The sequence below is a fragment of the uncultured Veillonella sp. genome (genome assembly GCF_963534045.1).
Taxonomy (GTDB): Bacteria; Bacillota; Negativicutes; order Veillonellales; family Veillonellaceae; genus Veillonella.
Window position 1 is genome coordinate 24,831 of the sequence record NZ_CAUSQT010000001.1, and the last position, 24,574, is coordinate 49,404.

Annotated in this window: 27 protein-coding genes and 1 other RNA gene; all 28 read right to left on the reverse strand. The window is 43.0% G+C overall.

The annotated features are described in order from the left end of the window. Positions 1 to 4: 4 nt before the first annotated feature. The gene (locus RYP29_RS00135; RefSeq protein ID WP_295226625.1) at positions 5 to 1,906 is read right to left on the reverse strand and encodes a nickel-dependent hydrogenase large subunit; all 1,902 of its coding nucleotides are present in this window, start codon (positions 1,904 to 1,906) and stop codon (positions 5 to 7) included. Continuing rightward, a complete protein-coding gene (locus RYP29_RS00140) occupies positions 1,906 to 3,045 on the reverse strand; it encodes a hydrogenase small subunit (protein ID WP_156718424.1) in 1,140 nt (379 codons plus the stop codon). The genes RYP29_RS00135 and RYP29_RS00140 overlap by 1 nt, the downstream gene beginning before the upstream one ends. Before the next feature lie 217 nt (positions 3,046 to 3,262). Next, positions 3,263 to 3,595 (reverse strand): co-chaperone YbbN, encoded by a 333-nt coding sequence (locus RYP29_RS00145; RefSeq protein ID WP_295226629.1) that lies wholly within the window; start codon positions 3,593 to 3,595, stop codon positions 3,263 to 3,265. 38 nt (positions 3,596 to 3,633) lie between these two features. Further along, positions 3,634 to 3,990: RNase P RNA component class A (gene rnpB / locus RYP29_RS00150), an RNA gene on the reverse strand. A 65-nt stretch (positions 3,991 to 4,055) separates the two neighbouring features. After that, positions 4,056 to 5,162 (reverse strand): Nif3-like dinuclear metal center hexameric protein, encoded by a 1,107-nt coding sequence (locus RYP29_RS00155; protein ID WP_311531400.1) that lies wholly within the window; start codon positions 5,160 to 5,162, stop codon positions 4,056 to 4,058. A gap of 21 nt (positions 5,163 to 5,183) precedes the next feature. Further along, positions 5,184 to 5,921, reverse strand: coding sequence for a class I SAM-dependent methyltransferase (locus tag RYP29_RS00160; RefSeq protein WP_311531402.1), 738 nt, complete (start codon positions 5,919 to 5,921; stop codon positions 5,184 to 5,186). A 490-nt stretch (positions 5,922 to 6,411) separates the two neighbouring features. Then, the gene (locus tag RYP29_RS00165) at positions 6,412 to 6,873 is read right to left on the reverse strand and encodes a hypothetical protein (RefSeq protein ID WP_311531404.1); all 462 of its coding nucleotides are present in this window, start codon (positions 6,871 to 6,873) and stop codon (positions 6,412 to 6,414) included. A 15-nt stretch (positions 6,874 to 6,888) separates the two neighbouring features. After that, positions 6,889 to 7,278: a D-Ala-D-Ala carboxypeptidase family metallohydrolase gene (locus RYP29_RS00170; RefSeq protein WP_311531405.1), complete on the reverse strand. Its 390-nt coding sequence runs from the start codon at positions 7,276 to 7,278 to the stop codon at positions 6,889 to 6,891. Between the two features lie 71 nt (positions 7,279 to 7,349). Then, the gene (locus tag RYP29_RS00175) at positions 7,350 to 7,880 is read right to left on the reverse strand and encodes a phage holin family protein (RefSeq protein ID WP_311531407.1); all 531 of its coding nucleotides are present in this window, start codon (positions 7,878 to 7,880) and stop codon (positions 7,350 to 7,352) included. Between the two features lie 24 nt (positions 7,881 to 7,904). Further along, positions 7,905 to 9,044 (reverse strand): collagen-like protein, encoded by a 1,140-nt coding sequence (locus tag RYP29_RS00180; RefSeq protein WP_311531409.1) that lies wholly within the window; start codon positions 9,042 to 9,044, stop codon positions 7,905 to 7,907. Positions 9,045 to 9,055: 11 nt separating this feature from the next. Then, positions 9,056 to 9,376, reverse strand: a complete 321-nt coding sequence (locus RYP29_RS00185) for a hypothetical protein (protein WP_311531411.1) — start codon at positions 9,374 to 9,376, stop codon at positions 9,056 to 9,058. Positions 9,377 to 9,389: 13 nt separating this feature from the next. Next, the gene (locus RYP29_RS00190) at positions 9,390 to 10,223 is read right to left on the reverse strand and encodes a hypothetical protein (protein ID WP_311531413.1); all 834 of its coding nucleotides are present in this window, start codon (positions 10,221 to 10,223) and stop codon (positions 9,390 to 9,392) included. A 1-nt stretch (position 10,224) separates the two neighbouring features. Continuing rightward, entirely contained in the window at positions 10,225 to 10,539 is a 315-nt protein-coding gene (locus tag RYP29_RS00195; RefSeq protein WP_311531415.1) for a hypothetical protein, read from the reverse strand. A gap of 56 nt (positions 10,540 to 10,595) precedes the next feature. Next, positions 10,596 to 13,826 carry a phage tail protein gene (locus RYP29_RS00200; RefSeq protein WP_311531416.1) on the reverse strand — a complete coding sequence of 1,077 codons (3,231 nt, stop codon included), beginning with the start codon at positions 13,824 to 13,826 and terminating at the stop codon, positions 10,596 to 10,598. Beyond that, positions 13,826 to 14,299, reverse strand: coding sequence for an NlpC/P60 family protein (locus RYP29_RS00205; RefSeq protein ID WP_298608024.1), 474 nt, complete (start codon positions 14,297 to 14,299; stop codon positions 13,826 to 13,828). The genes RYP29_RS00200 and RYP29_RS00205 overlap by 1 nt, the downstream gene beginning before the upstream one ends. Continuing rightward, complete coding sequence (locus RYP29_RS00210) at positions 14,296 to 15,150, reverse strand: DUF2163 domain-containing protein (RefSeq protein ID WP_311531418.1); 855 nt, start codon at positions 15,148 to 15,150, stop codon at positions 14,296 to 14,298. The genes RYP29_RS00205 and RYP29_RS00210 overlap by 4 nt, the downstream gene beginning before the upstream one ends. 9 nt (positions 15,151 to 15,159) lie before the next feature. Then, positions 15,160 to 15,726, reverse strand: coding sequence for a DUF2460 domain-containing protein (locus tag RYP29_RS00215; protein WP_311531419.1), 567 nt, complete (start codon positions 15,724 to 15,726; stop codon positions 15,160 to 15,162). 1 nt (position 15,727) lies between these two features. Next, positions 15,728 to 18,970, reverse strand: a complete 3,243-nt coding sequence (locus RYP29_RS00220; RefSeq protein WP_311531421.1) for a tape measure protein — start codon at positions 18,968 to 18,970, stop codon at positions 15,728 to 15,730. A 3-nt stretch (positions 18,971 to 18,973) separates the two neighbouring features. Next, entirely contained in the window at positions 18,974 to 19,108 is a 135-nt protein-coding gene (locus RYP29_RS00225) for a hypothetical protein (protein ID WP_311531423.1), read from the reverse strand. Between the two features lie 191 nt (positions 19,109 to 19,299). After that, complete coding sequence (locus RYP29_RS00230; protein ID WP_311531425.1) at positions 19,300 to 19,689, reverse strand: hypothetical protein; 390 nt, start codon at positions 19,687 to 19,689, stop codon at positions 19,300 to 19,302. 52 nt (positions 19,690 to 19,741) lie between these two features. After that, positions 19,742 to 20,227 (reverse strand): phage major tail protein, TP901-1 family, encoded by a 486-nt coding sequence (locus tag RYP29_RS00235; RefSeq protein ID WP_311531426.1) that lies wholly within the window; start codon positions 20,225 to 20,227, stop codon positions 19,742 to 19,744. Next, positions 20,227 to 20,745, reverse strand: coding sequence for a hypothetical protein (locus RYP29_RS00240; RefSeq protein ID WP_311531427.1), 519 nt, complete (start codon positions 20,743 to 20,745; stop codon positions 20,227 to 20,229). The genes RYP29_RS00235 and RYP29_RS00240 overlap by 1 nt, the downstream gene beginning before the upstream one ends. Then, complete coding sequence (locus RYP29_RS00245) at positions 20,705 to 21,088, reverse strand: hypothetical protein (RefSeq protein ID WP_311531428.1); 384 nt, start codon at positions 21,086 to 21,088, stop codon at positions 20,705 to 20,707. The genes RYP29_RS00240 and RYP29_RS00245 overlap by 41 nt, the downstream gene beginning before the upstream one ends. 12 nt (positions 21,089 to 21,100) lie before the next feature. Next, positions 21,101 to 21,538, reverse strand: a complete 438-nt coding sequence (locus RYP29_RS00250; protein WP_311531429.1) for a hypothetical protein — start codon at positions 21,536 to 21,538, stop codon at positions 21,101 to 21,103. 32 nt (positions 21,539 to 21,570) lie between these two features. Beyond that, a complete protein-coding gene (locus RYP29_RS00255) occupies positions 21,571 to 21,759 on the reverse strand; it encodes a hypothetical protein (protein ID WP_311531431.1) in 189 nt (62 codons plus the stop codon). A 44-nt stretch (positions 21,760 to 21,803) separates the two neighbouring features. Beyond that, positions 21,804 to 22,724 (reverse strand): hypothetical protein, encoded by a 921-nt coding sequence (locus RYP29_RS00260; RefSeq protein ID WP_311531433.1) that lies wholly within the window; start codon positions 22,722 to 22,724, stop codon positions 21,804 to 21,806. 25 nt (positions 22,725 to 22,749) lie between these two features. After that, complete coding sequence (locus RYP29_RS00265) at positions 22,750 to 23,370, reverse strand: hypothetical protein (protein ID WP_311531434.1); 621 nt, start codon at positions 23,368 to 23,370, stop codon at positions 22,750 to 22,752. A gap of 109 nt (positions 23,371 to 23,479) precedes the next feature. Further along, entirely contained in the window at positions 23,480 to 24,562 is a 1,083-nt protein-coding gene (locus RYP29_RS00270; RefSeq protein ID WP_311531435.1) for a hypothetical protein, read from the reverse strand. Positions 24,563 to 24,574 lie beyond the last annotated feature (12 nt).

Here is a 24,574-nt window from a genome sequence, read left to right on the forward strand (position 1 = left end):
CCCTTTATTTACACAATGCATCTGTATTGACGGAAACGATTTTTTCGCCTTTTTTATTGTATAAATGGGTTGCACATGCGAGACATGGGTCGAAGGAGTGGATTACCTTCAAGATTTCAAGTGGTTTATCTGCAATTTTTACATGTGTATCAATCATAGAGTCTTCGTAGGCACCATGTTCGTTAGCTGCAGTCTTAGGACATGCATTCCATGTAGATGGTACGATACATTGATAGTTTGCAGAACGACCGTCTTTAATATGAATCCAGTGACCCAAACCACCGCGTGGTGCTTCTACAAGGCCAACGCCCTTAGCATCCTTAGGCCATTTATTTGGTTCAAATTTAGATGTATCCGCCACAGTAGTATCACCATTTTTGATGTTAGCTACGAGTTTATCAAAGAAGTATTGGCTAATATTAGAAGCCACTTGTGCATCGAGACCACGACATGCAGTACGACCAACCATTGTTGTCATCCATACATGAGCAGGCACACCCAATACTTGGGATACAGTATCGATTTGACGAACCATCATGGATTCAGCCCAAGTTGGATCAGTGATAATACCTTGTTTTACCTTTGTATATACAACGATATATTTAGCTAATGGACCCACTTCTGCTGTTTTGCCTTTGAAAGTTGGGGACTTGATCCAAGAATATTTTTTATCTTCATCAAGGTATTCCCATTTTTCTTTTGTACCAGATTTAGGGCCTGTAAATTTAGGATCTGTCACACCATCAAGTGGATGAAGTGTGCTAGTGCCATCTGGATATGCAAACCAAGAGTGATCAACCTCTTCACTGAGGTATTGAGGATCCATAAAATCCTTACCTTCTAATGGGATAAATGTAGCTTTATCTACACCTAATGCAAAGTTTTCTACAACACCATTAGAGCGAACGATACATTTTTTATGGTAATCGCCATCAGAAATACCTGTATACGCATCATCAGGATAATCGCCATAAGACAAAACGCGTTTTTTCGCAAGGCCACCACCATCGACCATGCCTTTTTCAACGTAAATTTTGCCGATAGCTAATAGATCAGGCAAATAGAAATTACTTACTAAATCCTTAGCCAATGCAATAGATTGTTCTACAGCAGCAAGACGTTGTGTATTGATAGGTGCATTCATGTCATTCATAGAAATAGAACATGGCATACCACCTACAATATAGTGTGGATGAGGGTTTTTGCCACCGAATACAACATGAGGAATAACTACGTCACGTTGACGGTCTAAAATGTTCAAATAATGAGATACGGCCATTAAATGAACTTCTGGTGGCAATAATTGGTAATCAGGATGATCCCACCATTGAGCAGAGAAAATGCCTAATTGACCAGATTCTACAATTTTCTTTACCTTTTGTTGTACAGCTGTAAAGTAAGCAGTTGTAGCTTTAGGGAATTCTTTAGGATATGCAGAATCCTTAGATGCTGTTTCAGCTGGTGCTAGACCGCTTACATTATAAGTAGCTAATACATCATTTTGTAATTGAGCTGTTTTAGCTGGATCTGCACTAAGTGCTGCTACTGGGCTAACCCAATCAAGTGCATGTAAATGATAGAAATGCACGAGATGGTCATGTACATCTAAAGAGCTATGCATGATATTACGAATGTAGTTCGCATTTTTAGGAATGGAAATACCAAGTGCATCTTCTACAGCACGTAATGATGCCAATGCATGTGTTGTTGTACATACGCCACAAATACGTTGTACGAATGCCCAAAGGTCACGAGGATCGCGGTCCTTTGCAACAAGTTCGATGCCACGCCAAGCAGTACCAGAGGATAATGCGTCCTCTACCTTACCACTTGCTTCATCAACTTTTATTTCTACCCGTAAATGACCTTCAATACGGGAAATCGGATCTACTACTACGCGTTTCATTAGTGACCTCCTCCATTATTGTGTTTCTTTTCATCCCATAAGCCTTGTTCTTTCAAGCGTTTTTCTTCTTTCATATCAAGAATTTTATTACGCGTAAGAGTTGCAGCACCATGTACGATAACTGCAGCGGTAGCACCAACAGCAGCTACTGTGCCGATTGTATCAGCTGTAGTAATGGTGTTTGCCAATGGAATATCTGGTAATCGTTTGTAGAATACATCGTTATCCCAGAAGCCTTTTTCAGAGCAACCAATACAACCGTGACCGGATTGAATTGGATAGGACAAACCATTCCACCAACGCAAGTTACCACAAGAATTATATGTTTGAGGTCCACGACAACCTACTTTATATAAGCACCAACCAGCTTTGGATGCATCATCGTCAAATTCTTCAACGAATAAACCGGAGTCAAAGAACGCACGGCGGTAGCAAGTATCGTGAATGCGATTGCCATAAAATTGTTTAGGACGGCCTTGAGAATCCAAAGGAGGAATTTGACCAAATAATGCGTAGTGCATAACTACACCAGTCATAACCTCTGGAATTGGAGGACAGCCAGGAACTTTAATAATAGGTTTACCAGATACAACAGAGGATACAGACACTGTATTTGTTGGATTTGGTTTTGCCGCTTGAATACCGCCCCAAGATGCACAAGAACCATACTCGATAATTGCAGCAGCGCCTTTAGCAGCTTCTAATAAAGATTCCTTAAATGTACGGCCACCTACTGTACAGTAGATACCATTTTCATCCAATGGAACCCCACCTTCAACAGCGAGGATATATTTGCCATTTTTCTCAGCCATGATTTTTTTTAGGTGTTCCTCTAAAGGTTCTCCGGATGCTGCAGCCAATGTATCATCATATTCCAAAGAAATCATATTTAAGATAACATCGGATGTAAATGGTGAAGAAGATCGAATAAAGGATTCACTACAACCGGTACATTCATGACCATGAAGCCAGATTACAGTAGGTAATTCTGTTGTTTCTGCAGCTTTTACAACTGTATCAAGCATAGTAGGTGGCAACCCTAGAATAGCAGTCAACGCCACGCAAGATTTCATAAATGTACGCCGACTGAGACGTCTCTCTTGGAAGAGAGTCCATAAACTGTTCACACGATTTTTCATGGAATACAGCCTCCTTACAACAACTTTGCAGCAATATGTATATATTACCTAATCAACTATAACTATTGAGAGATATATTATCTCGATTAACTCATTATATCATTTTAAATTACATAAAACTATGACATTATGTATATATATCAAAAAAATTGATAAGAAAAACACCTATCTAGATAATATTTATAATTATCCAGATAGGTGTTCTTATTAATTGGAATTATTTAATCACTTCATTGATCAAAGATTCTAGTACATCAGCCTTTTTATAACCTGCGATGCGATCCAATAATTTACCATCTTTAAAGAATACCATAGAAGGAATACCTTCTACATCTTCTTTCAAAAGAATAGGACGCAAGGCCTTATCTTCTGCATCTACGCTGAAAAACTTAACGCGGCCGTCTAATTTTGCTGCTACCGCTTCTACTTCTGGACGCATAATTGTGCAAGGTTCGCACCAGCCAGCCCAAAAATCTACAATAACGAGCTCTTTAGAACCTAATACTAATTCATCAAATTGTTCTACGCTTGTAATAGCAGTGATAGCCATCAAAAGGCCTCCTTTATGTGTTAAATAGTATAAACAATATAAGAAGCAAGCAATCATTAAGCCGAGTTCTGTTCCGCTTGCGCGGTGACGATTATCTTTCTAGGCGTACAGTCGCCTGCACGCTCGAGCGACACAACCCGGAAGGTAGGCGGGACCACCGTTAACCCTTCCCTATTCGGTCTTGCTCCGGATGGGGTTTACCGAGCCAGCCTGTTACCAGACTGCTGGTGAGCTCTTACCTCACCTTTCCACCCTTACCACTTGCGTGGCGGTTTCCTTTTCTATGGCACTTTCCCTAAGGTCACCCTCGCCAGACGTTATCTGGCATCCTGCCCTATGGAGCTCGGACTTTCCTCGAGTCCAATGGACTCGCAACCGTCTTTCATACTTGCTTCAATTCAGTTTATCATAGCTGTATATACTATGCAAGAATATCGAAATTTACTATTAAAACAGATTTTTATTCAAAGAAAAAATCTGCTTGATCCTCAAAGGATTGTACCTCAATTTTCCATCCGCCTTTGTCAGATTGGTCTCGTAAATAATCGCGAATACCATCAGCCACAATTTCCTCTGTACCAAAATGGCCGGCATCTACTACGAGCAAGCCTAGTTCTTTAGCTAACTGTGCATCATGGTATTTTACATCTCCCGTTACATATGCATCAGCCTTAGCCGCATTTTTGATAAACTCTGCACCACCACCAGAGCAAAGGGCTACTGTTTTAATGCTATCTTTTTTCAGGCCCCCAAATCGTAAATTAGCATATGGCAAAGATTCTTGGAGATGCTCGCGAAAGCTTTCAAAATCCATAGTCTCAGGCAATTCACCGATACGACCCAACGTACGACCTACATTAGGTTCATGTAAAGTAAATACTTCGTATGCCACCTCTTCATAAGGGTGAGCCTCTTTCATAGCATTGATAACAGCCTGTTTATGAGCACCATCTACGATAACATTAACGGCCACCTCTGGTACAACCGTCAATGTTCCAGCTTCACCAATGACCGGATGGGATTCATCATTACCTCTAAACCGACCTTCGCCTGCAAAACTAAAGCTACATGCTTCGTAATTACCAATACGCCCGGCGCCAGCACTAGCCATTGCTTCACGTACTTCATCGGCAGTATCGGTCGGCACAAAGGTGGTAATTTTATATACTACATCCGAACCAGTCGGAACAAAGCCTCTCACATTCGTCAATCCTAATCGATTCGCCAACATATCATTGAGTCCGCCGGTAGTAATGTCTAAGTTCGTATGCGCACTATATACAACAATATCATTTTTTATCAGTTTCTCGATTAATGTTCCTTGAGGACTATCTAAATGTAATGATTTCAAACCTTTAAAAATAAATGGATGATGGCTAATGATCATTTGGGCCTGTTCAACTATCGCATATTCTATGACCTCAGGTGTAATATCGAGAGTCGTAACGATTTTGGATACATCGCGTTGTTTCGAACCCACCATAAGGCCTACATTATCCCATGACTCAGCATAATGAGGCGGTGCCCATTGTTCCATCGATTCTATAATTTGTTTTGCTAACACCATCGTATCACTCCTAACCGATAATTAGCGCAGGCTGGCTAATTCATCTATTTCATGTTTTAATTGTTTATATTTCTCCGTATGTGAAAGTTCCACTGTCATGCCATCCAGCGCACATTGTCGTTGATATATCAAAAAATCTACATATTCATTCCACAATGCAGGTTTCTCTTTGGTTAATAAAGCCCCTACAGACCAAAGAATAGAGCTCTTTGGCAATGTATCATAAAGAGCATCGTCAGAATGAATCGAATAACTAGCATTGTCACCATATGTATCGATACAGTCAGAACGAACGGCTACAAATGCAGTGTACATTTTCCCCATATCCTTCATGATAATTTCTTTGACAATACGGTATCCTTTTTTCATCATATATTGTCGTAATTCAGCTTGGCCATTCTGAGGTTGTAACACATAGAACTCCAGCGGTTCTGGACCTTCCTCGACGATATCGCGCATTAAAAATCCACCCATACCGCAACAGATGGCGCCATTTAATTCGCCCTTTTTAGTAACTTGCAAGCCATCACCAAGGCGACAGTCAATCACATTGCTAAGCCCTTGAGATGTAACATAGGACTTTGCCGATTCCAAAGGGCCCTTATGAACATCACCAGCGATAACGCGTTTGGCCTTTCCCCTCACAATTAGCTCTACAGCTAAATAACCATGATCTGTTCCAATATCTGCAATAGATTCTGCATGGGGAACGATATCAAAGACCGCCTCTAAACGATCCGTCATAGTTCTTGCTTTCATAACTACCTCGTATACTAACAGGTCCACCGACCTTCATACTATCTATTCTTCATATCTATATTATAACAAAAAACCTGCCCCAGTCGGAGCAGGTTTCATTGATTCAATTTATACAAGTTTGGTGGGCAACTCGTACAGTAAAGCGAACCACTTTTATATAAATTCTACCGCCTACCCTATTACTTTAATAATGCCTTTCGGTGTTTAAAGTGTATATAATGTATTATATAAGATATATTAAATATATTACACTACTATACTATAAATAAAAGGCTTTAAATAGTCAAAAAAATAAAGGCCTATCGTGCTAGTACATCACTAACCACGATAGGCCTTTTATTCTTTTGTCATTCTTTCGATAATCTTTTGAAATCAATCCATATGTCCACCCTCATATGGTAGGGAGATAAAAGGACCACCCCCATATTATTTAACAGCCGCCGCAACTGTAACCACGCCAGCCACTACGCCCCATATTGTGCGTTGCCGTTTAAGGCGCTGTTCTGTCCGTTTGTTGCGTTTTATTTGCTCTCTCAATTCTGTCAACGAGTTCGAGGCCTCTCTCAATTTCTCCTCTTGCTGCGTCGAGATGTTCGAGGCTCTCGCCAATTCTTGCGCCTGTTTCTCGTTGATTTGTTTCAAGGCGTTCAATTCCTGCCCCTGTTTGTTGTTGATAGTCTTGAGCTTGGTCAATTCGTCGCCCTGCGTCGCTGTTAAGTTGTTGGCTTGCTGCAATGCTTGCTTTGAGCTGTTGATTGAGTTTTCTGCTTTCGTCAAGCGCCCTTTGAGTTCGTTCCAACTGCTCAAAGGTACGTTTATAGTCGGCTCTTGTTTCAAAGTATCCGCTTGCGAGGCTGCCAATGAGATAGACGAGCAAAATGCCAAGAATACCATAAACAACGCGCCGAATAGTAACCGCATGTACAATTTTGTTCTTGATAATTTCATACATCACACGCCCCCTATATTAATCTTGGTCTGTCCAACGAGCGGCCCAGCCTCGCACATCAACATGAACGAAATCTTGATTATAATATCGCCCAATGCCGTCGGCACCACATTCCTCGGCCACTTCGGCGAGATAATCAACGTTAATGCCGTCATAAGTAATGTCGGCTGCCGTACCTTCAACGTGTTGAGAGTTAGGAACGCCACCGACTTCCTCATTATGGATAGGGCAACGATAGCCGCTTAACACTTCGATAGGCTTGCCAATACGTTCGCGGATAGCGTCCAATACATCAACGAGCCTTTTATCAATCACATGGTCAAGAATAGGGTGTCCGTCGCTATCGTATCCATGACGGCCGCATTTGCATGCGAATTCATAATCATCGAAATATGTACCAATTTTCATTGTATGCACCTCTGTTTCTGCAATATAAAGCCACGCCCATATATCTCGAGCGTGGCACAAACAACACTATATTATTTTTTGAGTATCATATCCACTCTTGCATGAACCACGTCAAGCAAGCCCGATATGGTAGTATTTCCGCCGTCTCGCATGTTCTCGAGAATGCTCAATAGTTCTACCGAGCCGAGATACAACCACACGATATTGACGGCGAAAGCGTATTGACCTGCCATATAGTCAAAGCACCATGCGGCGCCAGTGGCAAGGCAATATGTTAAAACTTTTGTAACGAAAGGCTTGCGCATATGCTTTGAGGATATAATACCTTTTCCCCATGCAGCAGGTATGGCTATGTATTTATCCGCCATGCTTAGGTTGTCTGGATTAGCACCCATGTCTACCAGCATTTTATACCCAAGCGCCGCCCATTTTGTGATGAGGTCTAGGAATACCAGTAATATGAATATTCCTAGCACCTGCACATGTTTTAAGCCAATCATATATATCGCTACATCAGCGATTACGGCAAGCAAGGCTTTGAGTACGAACGAATCCGTCAACGTCCGCCAAGCCTCGCCCATGAAATCAGTTAATTCTTGCATGTGTTCCCCCTGTGGTTCGATTAATTATAAATGGTCGACTGTATCACCAGTATTTACATATTTGTGTTGACTGTCAGACCATTCAATTTGAGATGTTGTAAATCGAACATCAGATGTGCCATATTCTACGCTTCCGAGCTTAACATATAAATCAGACTTTTCGTTATTTTCAAATGTTAAATTCTTAGGGGTATCAACTAAAATCGGAATATTGCCAATAGGATTGCCAGATACGTCTTTAACAGAGTAACCTCTACCATACCAAGCACCAATTTTAAGAACCGTCGGACGGCTAGCCTTAATCAAGATATTATCGATTGCAGATACTTGCCATTTACCCAAGAATTTAAAATTATGTTCGAAATCGCCATTAAAGTTAACTGCATTAATTTCTAAATTACGACCAAATAGGGCATATTTAACGCCATTTTCCTCGTAAATTTCATCTGGCGTTCTAGTACTTTCAACAATGCCAGCAATTACTGTTTCGCTAACTTTTTCGCCAATAAAGTTATGATAAGTTAAACGCACATCATCTTCACCTAATGGCGGAATTGTAACAGTGCAAGCCCCAGTACTATCTAGCGTGAAAGGTGTATCGTTACCGACTACCTTAACGCTGTAATGAGGCTCACCTGTAACGGATACAATTTGTTGCCCTTGGATTACGCTAGGAATAGTCAGAGGCTTAAATTCTGTACGAGGAAACGGTTTCCCCATATTACCGATTAAGGCTGTGAGCACGTCGTCAACGCTAGCACTATTGCACCATACGTTACCTTGCAGCAATAATTGATGAGCATTGTCAGCTGTAGCACTTGTGCCGTCCTTGCCTTTTAACGATTTTAGCCACTCAACATATGTACCTTGAAATCCGTTTAATTGAGCGATTTGAAAGGCACTTAGCCCGTCCTCGCCCTTATCACCTTTAGGCCCTTTTAAAGCCTCTAACTGTTCTTGTGTAAAATCTGCATAGGTGAATGGGTCGCCTTTATCCCCTTTAGGACCTTGCTCACCTCTTGGCCCTTGTTCGCCCTGTGGTCCTTGTAGGCCTTGCTTTCCTTGTTCGCCCGGTAATCCTTGCGCCCCCGGAATAACAATATCAATCACTTTCGGAACCCTTGCTTTAACGTTCACATATTCAAAGTTATTTGTATCTTCCATAATTGCACCCCCTAATGTGCTGAAATATCATGAATGAATTTCATATCACCCATTACGATTTTAGTGGTATCGTTCCCATGAATAAGGAACACATCATATTGACCGCTCCTATAATTGCGGTTGATGTTCTTAGTTGCCTCGGCGCTGATTGTGCAGTAAACGATATTCTCATGAATCACACATTCAGCCTCGGCCAATAATTTGCCTTGTAGGCTCCGCACTTTCATGATTGCCGTGCAGTTGCTTAAATCAAAATCGGCACTGACCTCGTAACCTCTACGATAGTCCGCGCCGATGTGTAATGTTTCTGGCTCATTTCTTATAAAGTTCATATGCACCTCGCTATTAAATCATCATTATTTCAATAGCTGGAATATTTTGAGTTCCGTCAAGTTCACAAATCAATACTTGTGTTGTTGTGATTGAGTTTTGTCTAATAGTGCCGCCAGCATTTCCGCCGTACGTTGTTATAATATCAACGCCGTCGCCGTCCCAGCTAACTTTATGGGCCATAAAGCCACTATCTGAGCCAATAGCTGCCAATGGATAGGTAAAACTCAACCCAGCTTTTTTAATGCCATGAAATTTGACCTTGCCTATTTCATATTCTTCCTTAGATAAGAATGTAGCAGGATAATCCTTATGAATGACTAATGCTAACCGCATTGTTAATAGATTGCTGTTAAATATAACGTTGCCATTCTTATCGTATATTTCCATGCCATATTTATCTGTTTTAGGCATTTTGTTAGAAAATACATATACTTCCATAGTGTCAGCAATCTTGCGTATGTTTTCAAGGCTATCTGTTTTAAAGCTGATTCGCAAGTAATTCGTCCATTTCCCGATGCGAGTAGGGTGGTTCTTATTTCTTGTTTCTGCAAGTTCAATGTCCTTGATAGGCATGTTCGTACTCATAGCATATACATATTGCTCGTTAGCTTGTCGCTGCAAGATTGGAATGTATAAATAAGTGTGGTATATATCCCCGTTTGGTGTCCTCTGAACGACGTATATAATTCCGTCGCCATTGTATCCGTAATATTTATTTTGTGCCACTTCAATCGACTGTTTAATTGGCATACCCTTGAGGCTAATTTTATATTTTAAATACAAACAACTATCTGTATCGTTAATTGTTACTATGCTGTCATTATTATGACTTTCAAAATGTTTCATATTACATCACCCCATAGATTAATGCTACTTTACAAGGTTTATTGACGTTATTAGGTGCTTTTAAATTCCACGAAATTTTACCACCCTCAACAACAATATTGTAATTAGGCCCGAATCCATACAAAAGGTCATCATTATCGCCTGCATACGAATTTAAGTAATACCATATATGCTGGTCTTTGCTCAATTCGACTGTAGCGCTACCGCTTTCCTCAATCACGTCAAACCGTTTAACGCCAGATACTTTTGTAAGTCTATCCGTTAAGCTAACAATTTGAACGCCATTCTTATTAAATACTTGTAATCCCGCTGGCATGTTATTTTCACCCCCATGCTTAAATAATCGCTTAAATAACTTCTTGAAAAATATAATTATTCCCATACGCCTAACCTCACTCGCAATTGATTGTCATCGTCATACACTTCAATAAGATTATCGCTAATCTCAACCCTTGCGCCACTCGTTTTAGTTCGCAATGTGCCGATTGTTGCGGTGATAGATGAAAGGCTATCCACCTGCATTTTATCAGCAGTAACAGCCTTAGCCTGTATCATGCCCTCGGTAATGATGTTCTTATCAAATAATGCGTCGCCAGTAACATGCAGTACTTTGCCGTCAATGCGTGTACCTGCTGGGCTCAAATTAATACGGCTCACCAGTTCGGCGCCGTCCATATTATTGATAGCTTGCGTTACTTTAAAATCAATACCGCTTGAAATCTGCGTGATTTGTGAATTTACGTTATTTTGATAATCGCTCAAAGTGCGCTGGTAAGCCTTGCCAATGTCGATTATCTTGCTATCCATGTCATTGACGGCTGTCTTGACTGTGCCGACTTCGCCTTTTAAGTCATTTACTGCTTTGTCTATACCCTCTAGGCCTAGGCTTTCCATATCGAGTAGGGACTTATCGATTTTAGCTTTCACTGCTACATTCTCCGCGCTGCTGCGTGGCCCCTCTCCGAACATATCAACATACGCCACTTGTACAGCATATACGCCAGCCTCGAGCGGTACACTGATAATGTTTGTAGTGATGTAATACACATTGTCATCAATATATACGTTTGCACCCTTGCAATTGACTGGAATCGGCTCAAACGTAACACCTATACCGCTGATATTGGCCGTTGCTTTGACTTTCGTCGGCTGCTTTGGTACAGGTATGTTATAAGTCAATTCGGCTGGTGCGCCGTATCCTTTAGCAGGATTATGAGCGATACAATACACTTTAGCGGTACGTTCCGTTAATAGGGTGCTGAATGTGGTGTTATTACTTCGGCCAATTAGTCCGTCATTTTGCCCTGCGCTGAGGTCTAATCTGATTTCATAATAATCTACATCGGCATTTCTAACTTCTAGCCAATTAAAATGCGCCATATCGCCGAATGAAACAGAAAAGCCCTGCGGTGCATTCGGTATTTCGCTTTTCATTTCAACTGTAATGCTTTTAGTTAAGCCCTGCGATGTATTCCCATGTGTGTCCTTTACTTGAATTTTCACGTCATATGTATGGCCGAGTTCGCACCCGCTAACAGTAATAAGGCCCTCACCAGCGCCGCCGTATTTCCATGTGCTGCCTTGTTCTCTATACCACAATTCGACTGTATCAAGGCTATTGATACGCGGTACATCGAATTGAGCTACTACGTCAAAGGATAATACCCCGTTGCCAATTTCGTAATATTTGGTATATAGCGCTAAATTGCTGACCTCTGGGATATAGTAAGGTACTATCTTATATGAATAAGCCTGTACTTCATCAAGACCTTGCTCATTCGTGCCGAACAGATTCATAGAGGTAAACTTCAAATATACTGTTTTCCCTATATCTTCCTTTCGATAAGAATGGCGATATAACGCCTCATCAATCCGAATGAACCGCGCACCGCTTGCGTGGTCTGTTGGTATGGTTGCATATTGTCCGCGTACTAATCCAGTCAGTTTATAGCTGCCGTCGGTTTGTAGCTGCGCACCCTCATAACTCAACGCCTCGCCGTCAATCCATGATAGGGTATTCGCACGTTCGGCGTCGATGTGTGTACCGCCTTTCATGCTGCCTTGATTGAGTTTGACGCTTACGCTGTCGCCTGTATTAGACAATGCGGTAAGAGTTCGCCCCATGCGTGCCTGCTGCGTGATAGAACCTACTCTTGCATAGTTTTCATCATTATCAGATAGCCACACGGAACAGCCACCCCAGCCACTCGGCGCATTTACACCGATAAATACTTGATTACCGCCAACGTCGCCGACTGTTTGGAATATTGCCACATCATTGACGCTCGGCGCCTCTTGATTGTAATCCACAAAAGGGCGCTCGTTTTCATGCACATCATAACGTGCTGGCGCGTATGTCCCTGCTGGCTTGCCCTCAGCCGTGAATTCAAGTTGCCCGTCGGCGGCCTCATTGACTGCGGTTATAACAACGATTTGCTTATTGAGTTGACAAGCCTCATCTGTGAGCGTTACAAGGTCGCCGACTTCAAGCGTACAAAAGGCCCAATCTAGCCTAAAAGTATACTGTGTTTTTGAATACAGCCGTTTCATGGCTAATTGCTCGGCATAGTACTGCGCTCTAGCTTTTGTATAAAGGTAGTGAGCTGTTTTCTTTGAGGCTGGTTTGAGGCCGTTCTTTTGCACGTCCGCTACTACTTCAAAAGAAACTGTTTCTTTCTCGTAGCTATTGGCGCGGTTAATAAATTCAACTGTTGCCTCGTTGTATGCCTCGCTTGTATCCTTACGCTTATATAAAATAAGTTGCCCGTCTGTGCCTGCGATAAAATCATCGGCCGTGAGGTCATATTGAATTTGATTTTCTGGCGTCCAATCGCCTACAGGCTTATCGGCCAAAGGTACAATTTTTAGGCGGTCGGTACTCCAAAATACAAGGCTGTTAGTAATCTCGGCTATATCGTTGATAATACTTTGAGCCTTGGCACTCTTTTGCTCGGGCGGTGTGCTGATTAATATATCGGCTGCTCTACAATAGGCTCGATAATTCTCAATGCCCTCGATTTGTACATCGGCCCCAACTGATTGCAGTACATGCTCGATATAGTCCGCTGGGTTTACGTCAATTCCGTCGCCTGTATCTCTGAGTTTACCCATAATTTCAAAGTTGTATTGTGGTAAGCTGCCACGCTCACCCAAATCAACCACGCCAGCCATGTAAGCCAATCCACTATATGGTAGCGCCTTGTCTGGGTGCTTAGACAACATATAAGGCCAAGGGGCTTGCCCTTGCTCGCCATTGAATAAGGTGAGTTCGATTTTTTCACTAGGATAAGAATATATTTCCTTATCTCGCCACACCTTGCCAACGCCAGCGATAGGCCCCTCACATAATGCAATGGCTGCCGCCACTGTATATGTGTAAGTAATTTCAGTGTGCGATGAACCACCGCCGCCCTTACCCGTTCGGGTGGTGCTGCTGTGTTCGTGCGCTGTGAAATCCTCATAGTCGATAATATTACCACTAACCCGAGTAGTCCCCAATATTTCGGGAACCACCTCACCATAAGAGGCCGTATTGATTTGAAAATCGGCTATCATGTCGGCGCGGGTTGTAGTATTTTTCCCTCTATGAAATAGAAAGCCCATTATTCACGCTCCTCTCTGTATCGGTACACTGCTCTCAATCGTGAGCGGCCTTTTTTATCGAAAAATAGTACATCGTCAAGTTTTGAGATGATTACGCCATAGTCAACAAACGAATGAATTACAAGACCTTTCCCTATATAGATAGCGCCGTGAGAAATACAACGTCCATATTGATATAGTAGGAAGTCGCCTATTTCAAGCGGTGCGCCCTCTTTCACCTCATCGGCTACTTGCTGCACATACTTGAGGTATTTTTCCTCGGAATGGTGCAGGTGCCACTCGTTTGAATAATCTTCTATGTCAATTCTGTCGCGTTTCATTACGCCGCTATCAACAACTGCCGCAACGAGCAAATAAGAACAGTCAACGCCTACGCCTTTAACCATTGAATTATTGACATACGGCGTACCTAACCATTTAACGGCCGCATTGGCGATTTTCTCGCCTGTTGTTAATTCATTAATATCTGTCATCGTATGCTCTCCTTTAATGGAACGTAAGGCGTTGCTCTGTTCCTATCCCAATTATTGAATTTATTCTTGCACTCTGTAGGCGTCTTATTGCAGCCCGCATATATATAGAATTGGTCGCCAACTCTTGGGCTTACTTCGAGAGCGCTCATGTACAGAATTACGCCGTCATTGCTTTGTAATATCTGTGTTGATTGCCCCGCCATTGGGCCAGTGAGCCAATCTATACCGCCAGCCGTGTAATAGCCATTCTCGAATGGAATATCTATTCTTATCGAATTGGCGCCGCTACCTAGACCTGTAACCTTGCCACTTTTGCGGAACCGCTTAATATCAACGCCGCACTCCTTAGAGTACACGCTGAAAGGGCATTGAGGATAATATCGGCGGTTAGGATATTCAATATTGAGCTTTTGCACGATTGATTTTACATTGAGCTTTAATGTGAGGCCACCGCCTTGTGTAACCTCACATAAGCCAGTAAATAAACCAACTACACCGATGATTTTATAGCTATCGTCAAAGAACGCTCGGCGTAGCGTCATCTCAGCGCCGTCGAATCCACCATTATGAGCCACGGCCATAATAGGGACGCCGCCTATTGTATCCTGTTCATTCGTCGAAATGCTAACAGTCATTTTATCAACGCTTACAGTGCTGTTTGTGGTTATCTTATCCCTTACAATAATAGGCCCGTTACTCTTATAGACTTGGCCGTTATAAGAAACGTCCGCGTCTGAATCGGCCCAATAGTAAGAAACACCACTGCGCAAGCGCAACTCGTAGAGGTCGCAACTTACGAAATACTTATCATTGTTTAGGTGCTGCCTTAGCGCCTCATTTACTGCTTTCATGATTGCCCCCTATCGAGTTGTTACTAATTTGAATGTTTTCGATTTGTAAACATCGGTAAAAATATACTCGGCCGTCATATCGCCGCTAAACCGCACTAACCAATAGTAGGTATAATCTGCAGTTATAACTGCATTCGGTGCTACTGTCTCGCCTTGCGCTAACTTTATAACGCCTTTATCGCTAACTGCACGAATCGGCGTACCATTGGCGTATAGTTTCAAATCCTCAACATGATAAACAGGCTCGAGGAAGTCGCCGAATTTTCTCACGGCTTGCCATGAACCCTCTGAGCCTGTGCCGAGTTGTATGCCCTTTTCTTGATTGTCCTCGGGGTCTAACCACAAGAAAGGAATTGTACCGCCCTTTGTCTTGGAATAGAACCCCATGAGTTCCTTATATTCCGCTGGCTTTAGTACCTCGAAATCTGTCGAAATCGTATATTGCGGATATTTCCACGTTGTCATGGTCCGCACCTTACCAGAGCCAGTTGTCTTGATTTTAGTATCCCATTTTTGTATTTTTTGAGATTTCCACCCCAACGAAATAATCTTAGGGAATTTCAATAAATCTGCCATGCTACCACGTCCCCGCTGTTGCTATGAATTCCCTATCTTGATTTACAAGGAATTGACGTAAAGCCCTACCGCCTCGACTTTCGAGGAATCCGCCAAAGCTTTCGGCGTCAATCGCATTAATATTGATAGTAGCGCCGCCAGTACCTGCACCACCATTCGCGCGGTTGATTCCGTCGCCTAATCGGTCGAATACTGTATCAGATAACGGGAGAACAGCCTCTTCATATTTACCCTCACCAATTTGTGCAAGGGTAGCGCCATAGGTAAGACCACCCTCGGCCAATTTTGGCATGCTTTTATTGCTAAACATAGCGCCAAAGTTGCCGCCTTTGAGTGAGCCGCCTAAATTGCCGACGTTACTCAATGCGGTGGCTTGTGCTATACCTGCCGCCGTGCTACTGCTCCAAGCAGCTAACCCAGCCGCCGCACTAGCGCCAAACGTTGCCATACTAACCTGTTGGGCTAATTGGGACCATGCAGGGAGTTGAGCCTGTGCCGCTGCCACGCTCGCCGCTGTTTGTTGCGATTGTAGCATTTTACCAAGAACGGCCTGCTTAACCTGTGCCGCTACCCATTGAGCCAAACTATCGGCGATTGTTTTCAATATAGCTTTACCCATATTTTGAAAAGCCTGTGTAATCGTCATAGTGCCTTGTAATAATCCAGAAATGCCCTCTTGTAACTTATCAATACCAGCACTTGCAGCGTCCCATATCAATTGTTGGCTGTTGAAATGGCTGTTCATTACTGCGTCTTGATATTCTGTAAGTAGTTCTTTCTTAAGGTCATAGCTTTGTTGGGTTGCTACATATTCATCGTCAAGTGCTTGCTGCAACGCCTCGAAATTCTGCGTCCGCATAGCCTCATCAATAGCCCATTTCTCTTCCTGTAATTCGCGATGATATTGTAAGGCTTTATCGTTATATTCTTTTTGTTTCGCCAATAACTCAGCATTTTTCATTTCTTCAAACGAAATAGTGCCGTCATCATGGTCCTTGAATATAACGCCCTTTTCTTTTAACGTGTCAATGTAATGCTGTTGTTGCATTTTATCCATTTTCACGAAATCATCGTTCATTTTAGCGTACTTATCAGTGATTTCATCAATTGCGTCGGTGTAATCCTTTTTGAGTTGCGTCATAGGGGACGCGCTGCCTGTGGAATCCTTACTTACAAGATTAAAATTGAAATCCTTGACGTAATCGCGTACAGATTGCTCAATTTCTAGTAATTTTTGAGCCTCTTCCTGCTTGGCTTTTATGCGCTTGTCTGAGTATACCGCCTCTAGGTTGGCTAAATCCTCATTATAATTGACATTTGCGGCTTTCGATTTGTTGAGTTCATCAAGCTCTTTCTTGTATTCAAGTTCGATGAGTTCCTCTTTATTCCCAAGCATTTCAAGATAAGACTGTAAAATCTTTTCATGTGTTTGCTTGGCCTCTTTGGCTAGGTCTTTGCCTTTACTACCTTTGCCACCACCGCCGCCGCCTTTGCCTTTACCTTTGCCGCCGCCAGTGTCATAGTCGCCACCACCGCCGCCACCGCCAACGTCTAGGCCTGTATCACCGCCAGCGGATATGCCCTCTGTGATTTGAGCCGCCATATTGACGCCAGTATTTACAATATCTTGCGCCGTGTCAGCGCTGATAGTATCAACCTGTTGAATTGCTGTGAATGTTCCGCCGAAGAATTTCGCAACTTTCTCGCCTACGCTGTTTAATTTAGCAATCAACCAATTAAGGCCCTCAATAATCTTATTCACGCCCCAAACGGCCGTATGAACAATTGTAGAAAATACTGAGGCCAACGTATTGCCGAACCCATTAGATGCCGCCGCTGCTGTTGCAAATACAGTTACGAGCGTCATAATTACGGATATTAATATCCCGATTGGGTTGGCCCTCATCACCAAATTAAGCACCCGCTGCGCCGTAGCTGCCGCTAGTGTACTGCCACGCAATGCCAAGAATAAGGATTTCAATACAGTAGTCCCCATTGTTAGCGCCCCAACTGTCAATATAGTGCCTTGAATTGCCACTCTGACCGCCGTCATTGCCACGCCGTAGGCCCTAGTTGCTACTGCCGAGGCTAATTGTGCCGTTTTCAATGCTACTGTTTTAACAGTCAATGCTGCCGTCTGAGTGCCGCATAGTGCCATAGCCGCCCTATATGTAGTAAACGCTACAACAACAGCCAATACGGCTGCGCTAACCCTTGGCATGGTAGTGATAAATAAGCTTGTAAAGCTGCGTATCGTTTGGCTTATGACTGTTACGATTGTTTTAAGCCCATTAAATGAGGCGCTTATAATGCCAATCGAGGCCGAGGCTGTAGCAGCCATAGCACGAATTGCAACGCCAACGCCTTGAACGAACCCTTGAAAGTCGCCGTTTTGAGGAATAGCTGAAAGCTGTTCAAGTACAGGCTGAAAGGCTAATAACATTTCATTCTGGATAGACTGCCCCATTTCTGCGAACGTCATCGGAATTTCTGCAAATTTTGCATTTGTTTCCTCAGCACTATTGAACAAAGCCTCTTTGATAATATCGGCGGTGATTAGGCCTTGTGATGACATATCTTTTAATTGACCTACAGTAAGGCCCATTTCTTGCGCAATAGATTGGGCAAGCATTGGCGCGTTTTCCATAATAGAATGGAATTCATCGCCTTGCAATTTCCCCGCCGCCATTGCTTGCGTCAATTGATACATCGCCGCGCTTGATTCTTCAATGCTGGCGCCCGAGACTTTGAATTGTTTGTTCAACTGCTCAACAAACATAATTGCCTCATCATTCGAGCTGAATGCGTCTTTTGCTAACATATTCAGCTTGGCTACACTGTCCGCCATATCTACATAGCTACCACGGGACCGCTGTGCAGCGTCGAATACCTTATCCATAATTTCGGCCGTGGTCTGCGTGCCGTCATTAATAAGATTAATCCGTGAGCGTACGCTCGTTAATTGGTCGGCGGTCTGTGCTGCTGCCGTTGCCACGTCTTTGACGGCTGTCGCGGCCAAACTAATGCCAGTAACAGCGCCAGCAAATTGCAAGCCCTTATTCACTTGGGTCATTATAGATTTGATTTCATCACGAATGCCAGCCGCCTCTTTGGCTACCTTACTGCCCGCCTCTGATACGCCTTTCGGTATATCTGTACTCAGCTTATTGGCAACCTTGCTTATGGCCGCCTGTGCCTCTGTACTGTCCGCGCTAATCCGTACATTGATATTACTATCTGCCATTGTCTATATTTCACCCCCTGCCTCTCTAAATTCACGAATAAAATCCGCCTCATCTTGGCGCTTTTGTGCGTCTGTAGGCGGATATAAAATGTCTATAAATTTCTTCGGCTCAATTGCCTTTGATAATTGCGTGTTCATGATGTTTGTTACCCAAAACGCTCTATTCTGGTCTTGGATTTTGCAGCGCCGTTCATAGCCCTGTACGAGTTTCCTATACTCAATAGGCTGTAATCGCATTAATTCCCAAGGTTTTAGCTCTAGCACGCTGTAAGCAATTTCTTCGGCGTTTCTTAGCCATAAAGAAAAAGAGGGGGCGCGTTGGCCCCCGTCTAGTTTTTTAGTTGTTCGGCCTCTTCCTTGATTGCCAATTTATCAGCTTTTGTAAGTTCGTCGGGGAACATTTTATAATACATTTTCATGCCGTATGCTCCGCTCGCAACAATCGCTTTCATCAATGGCGCTTGCAGTGTCAACAAGCTTACATCGCTATCTTCCTTAGAAAGTAAATCGTCAATCAATTCAAAGTATTGCTGAGGGTTCCGCTTATGGTGTTTCATGCCGATAGCGTAACCCGAAACAATACTATTAATAGGCCATGTCGGCATTTGTAAAAGTTCACCAATAGGCTTGCCTACTGCCGCCTCTAATTCCATGAGGCGCTGAATGTTGAACATAATATAATCGCCGTCTCTAAATAAATTACATGTAACTGTTTTCATAAATAACTCTCCTATTGTTTAGCGCTAAAAAAAGTAGGATTATTCTGTTAAATTAGCCGCCAACCGCTGGGCTGCTTGCTGGTGCGTCTTGTAATTCGGATAAAGGACCGACGCCATTCAAGGACCCTTTATAAGTCGCTACGCCGTCATGAGGCGTGTTGATAGATAATTCTGTTACGCTGGCGATACCAGTGAAATAGCGTTTATCTGGGTACTCGAATTTAATCATTACATTGTCGCCGTCAAGGAATGCTTTTTCTAATAGTTTTAAGCTTTCCTCTTTTGGCATGAGCAATGTTTCGATAGAGAAAGACCATTCCTTAAGGCCTGCAATAGTAGATTTCCAACCGCCAGAACCTTTGTGAGACGCGTCAATGCTATCAGCTTTACGAGAAAGGTCGCCGCTACGTTGACCGCCTAATAATAGCCATTTAGCGCCAGCTTTTTCGTCTGTGCCAACGTTCAAATATAAAAGGTAGTTCTTGCCAGCCGTTGGCATATCTACCGCCGCTGGTTTATATAGTTTTGTTTCAGCCATTAATAAATACCCCCTTTAGTATCATTGTTTAAGTCATACAAACGAGCCTCGAGCCTGTATTGAGTGCCTATAAAAGGCCTCATACTGTCATGGTCGTCTGTCTTGTTAGTGCAGCGAATATCAACAACTTGATAGCCGCTATTTTGCAATACACAATACTCCTCATTAAGCACGCCGCACGCCTCACGAAACGCAATCAAGATTTTCTCTATTTTGCTTTCAAGTTCCGATATTTGTGCATAGGCCGCACCAAATTCGTTGCCGTCCTCTTTAGTCCATACCTCAACATAAAACTCTTGTTTCAGCATGTTATGCACTTTATCGTCTATCGGCGTACATTCGCCACGCCCTAGCATTACCATGCCAAGCGTATCAACGCCAGCATTTTGAGGATTTAAAAAGCCGAGTTCGACTTTTCCGTCGAACCCAGCTTTCTCGATTGTGTATTTAATTTTGTTCAATAATTCAAGCCACATATTAGCCACCTCGATATAGTGGAATACATCTATATCCCGCATATTTAGCTGGCTGCCCTGTTAGCTGCTCCGCCGTGATTTGGTTTTCTAAAACCGCTATTCTAGCATTGATATATGTCAATTTCTTAGAATAATAATCATCGTCTTGGCCGTTGCGGCTATACTGCCCTACCAATGAGGCTGCTTTATTCATGCATGTCTCTCGATAGCAGTATAGTGTTACGAGTTCATCAGCAACAAATGAACGTATTACATCGCTCTCTTGCACGCCTAGCCGTTTAGCTAGCACATACAGCCATTGCTCGGCTTTTGTCAGCGTTGTTTCAAGCACGTTAGGGCCTAGTAGCTCATCGTCGAATGTCATCTCTTGAAATTCGTATAGCATATATCAAACCCCTTACAGTTTAATTTCTAAATGCGTGCGGTTAGCGTTTAATTCAATATCTCGAGCCACATCATTGAGAGATACATCAACCGCTTTTGAAAATATATCACGAATTTCGTCGCGGCTATGGTCTAGTGCCTCGTATAAGAACGGGTCGGCCTTTGTGCCTCTGTGATGTACACGTTTAGCGAATACAAACCCATTACCGCCTACAGGAACCCAACGCAAGGCCTTTTTATTTTTCGGAAAAATGTCATGCGGTCGAGTTCCCTCATGCACGAATGGGCCATAATATGCGGCTTGACTGTCGATATATACCTCTGCTGTCTTATCGCCAATCATGCGCACATCAATAGCCCTCTCGAGTTGCCCAGTGTGCGATGTGAATTTATGGTTATTTTGCGCCGCCGTTTGTACCTCTCTAGCGCTAGCCTTTACCGCTTGCCTCAATCTTCTCTCAAAGATTTCACGAGCATTCATGATTATTTCTTACTGGATTTTGTAGACTTTTTCGCGCCGTCTGTTGGCTCTTTGTCTGGCTCTTTATCGTCTACTCCGCCAGCGCCGTCTGTTGGCTCTTTGTCTGGCTCCAATACAGGGCTTAATGAGTAGCCCTCGTCAAGCAATTGCTCAAGAATGAATTCATCATCTGTATATTTGACTACGTTCATTCTTACAAGTCTGTATTTCTCCATGATGTACCCCCCGTTATTAATTAAGCGCCAAAGTTAGCCCATACACTAGCCAAGCGATTTTTTGGAACCCATACATCGTGGAATTTACGATAATCAAGCGCCCAAGCGTCTGCCTGTTGGTTTACTGTAGGGTCGAAAATACGCATTTTGTCAGTTTTAGATACCGCAATAGCTGCCGCACGGCTCATAATAATCCAGTTGATAGCTTTCGCGCCTGTATCTGCTTTAAATCCGCCTTTTTCTTGGCCGCTAGTTGTGCCGTCATTGAAAACATATTGAGATTTCATACGAGCACTAGGCACGCCAATAATAGGAATTTCATTGTAAGTGCGAACGCGTGTATTGTATGCGCCATGTGTAAAGTTAGCTACATCGAGCAAGCCTTTTTTACCTGCTGCCTCGTTCAAAATACTTTGAACGCGCGCACTCATTACAATTACAAGGTCGCCAGTTTCACCGATTAAGTCCTCGATTTCCGTGATTTCCTTGTTTAATTGTTTGATGATGTTTGTATCATCTGGCGTGAATGCGTCGGTTTTACGGCTTTCGCGAGTTGCGTATGCAGCTACTTTTGAGTAACGATAAGCGTCTACTTCTGGAATTACTTGTTCTTTTTGGAACGTAGTCATAACGTTGGTACCTGTTGCAAGGAAGTTTGTTTCATCTACGTCCATAGAATCAAGCAAGAATTTACGGCCGCGGTCTTGTGTTAGTTTGAAATCTTCAAATTTCAAGGATACTGCACCACGATTATAACCATTGTCGCGGTCATAATTAGCCAAGCCGTCAACGGATAAAGTAGGAATTTTAACAGTGTCGCCTCCGTTGTATTTAACCTCGCCAGCGTTTACTTCCATAAATCCAGATGTAGCACCTACTACCATTTGTTGGTCTAGCAATGTTTGAAAGTTTTGTGCCATTTGTAAAGTATTAATTGCCATGTTTTACCTCTTTTCTGTGAGTAAATCAATTATTTTCGCTTGGCGGTTTAATGCCAGCGATTTTGAACATTTCGACAAGTTGTGCGTTTCCGCCTGTTGCATTGCCAGCACCTGCACCGCTGCCGCCATTTTGTGCAGGTTTAACAGCATAAGGCTTGTCAGCAAGGAATGCAGTCGCACACTCTTCAATAGTGCCAATAGTGCCGTCCTCTTTCTTCCAGCCATATGAGCCGTCATCTTGTACGCTGATTTGTCCAGCGACTAGCTTGCTGAATGTTTGGGCATCCGTACAATTTGCCTTTGTTAGTGCCGCAATAGTTTGGGCACTAATTTCTGAATCGGTACGCTTTTGAATTTCATCTTGTCGAGCCTTTTCTGCTGCCTCGTATTTGTCTGTGAGGCCTTTGATTTGCTTTTCAAGTGCAATAATTTCGGGTGTTTTTTGTCCTTTGTTCGCCTCGTACTCGTCAACTTTACCTTTCAACTCGTCGCGCGCCGTGGTTAATTCGGTAATTTTGCTTTCCAATTTCAGGCGTTCCGTTTTTGCCCCGTCATTGATTTTAGAAATCTCGGATTTGAACCCTGCAATTAGGTCTTTACCGCCCTCAATTCCCTCTAATTTTGCGTACAATTCTGCTAAAGTCATGTATCTGTCTCCTTTTCAACATGAATGCGCCACCTTTCGCCGCTTGCTACTTAATGGCAATATAAAAGGCCTATGAGTTCACTCTCATAGGCCTGTAGTTCTGATAATATTATGTTTTCTTTGGTTCTCGAACCTCGAACGGCTGATTATTCCAACTTCGCGCCTGTTCTTGCCACGATACTTTACCTTTTTGCACATCTTTCCGCCCTTGAACGCCAAGAATGCGCTCTTGATTGACTTTAGACAATGAATTAATGTATCGCTTTCCGCCCTCTTCGATGTTTTCTTTTGCTTGATGTATATCAACCTCGAAATCATAAACAGGGGCAATCTTGCATAAACAGTGAGGATGAGCGGGTAACGTTGGAAATTTATCCTTTGGATATATTCCTCTACCTAATCCGTAGAAATCAGCATTTGCATACACGTCGCATATATCGCATACAGGGTGGCGGCTGTTTAGCTGCCACTTCAAGGCCACTACATCATCATCATTCTTATAACGTAGCATTTGCCCGTCTGCGTAGGCTCTCGCCGCCTCTGTGCGTGCTATCCGTTCGGCGTTGTATCGTGCTTTCTCTTGCACGGCCACGTTTACCGATTTTGATAGGTCAATCGCACTCGCCTCGTCAACGGCTTTTATCAATCCAGTATATGCAGCGCGTAGGCTCGGCGTTGTATTCTGCCGAACCTGCCTTTCTGTTTGGCGTAGCACATGCTTGAATTGAGCCACCTCGTCATCATTCAAATAGTTAGGCCATTTTAGTCCTCTAACCATTTCGATATATTTAGGTAGCTTATCCGTCTGAATTGTTCCGCCGTTTCCGTAGCCCTCAAATATGGCTCTTGCCATTTGCTTGATTGATTTACCGCGTTTCAGCGATTGCCGAATCACTTCCGCCGTATCTCGTTGTATCTTCGCTGTATTATTGTGTAACCGCATTGATAGGGTTAGGCCGTCGCTCGTCCATGCCTCTTGCATTGCCTCGCTAATTGACTGCGTAGAGTAATTAAAAGGCATATGACCCGCTACATGATTAGCAACCAGCACGCCATGATATGCATTATTGAAATTCTGCACCATATCAGCCGTAAGAGGTACCTCTAACAATTTCATAATAGGATAAGACTTATAGGCTACTCTAACCGCCATATCGGAGGAATAGCCAAGGTCTATAAGTTCATTTATCATGCGTTCAAATTG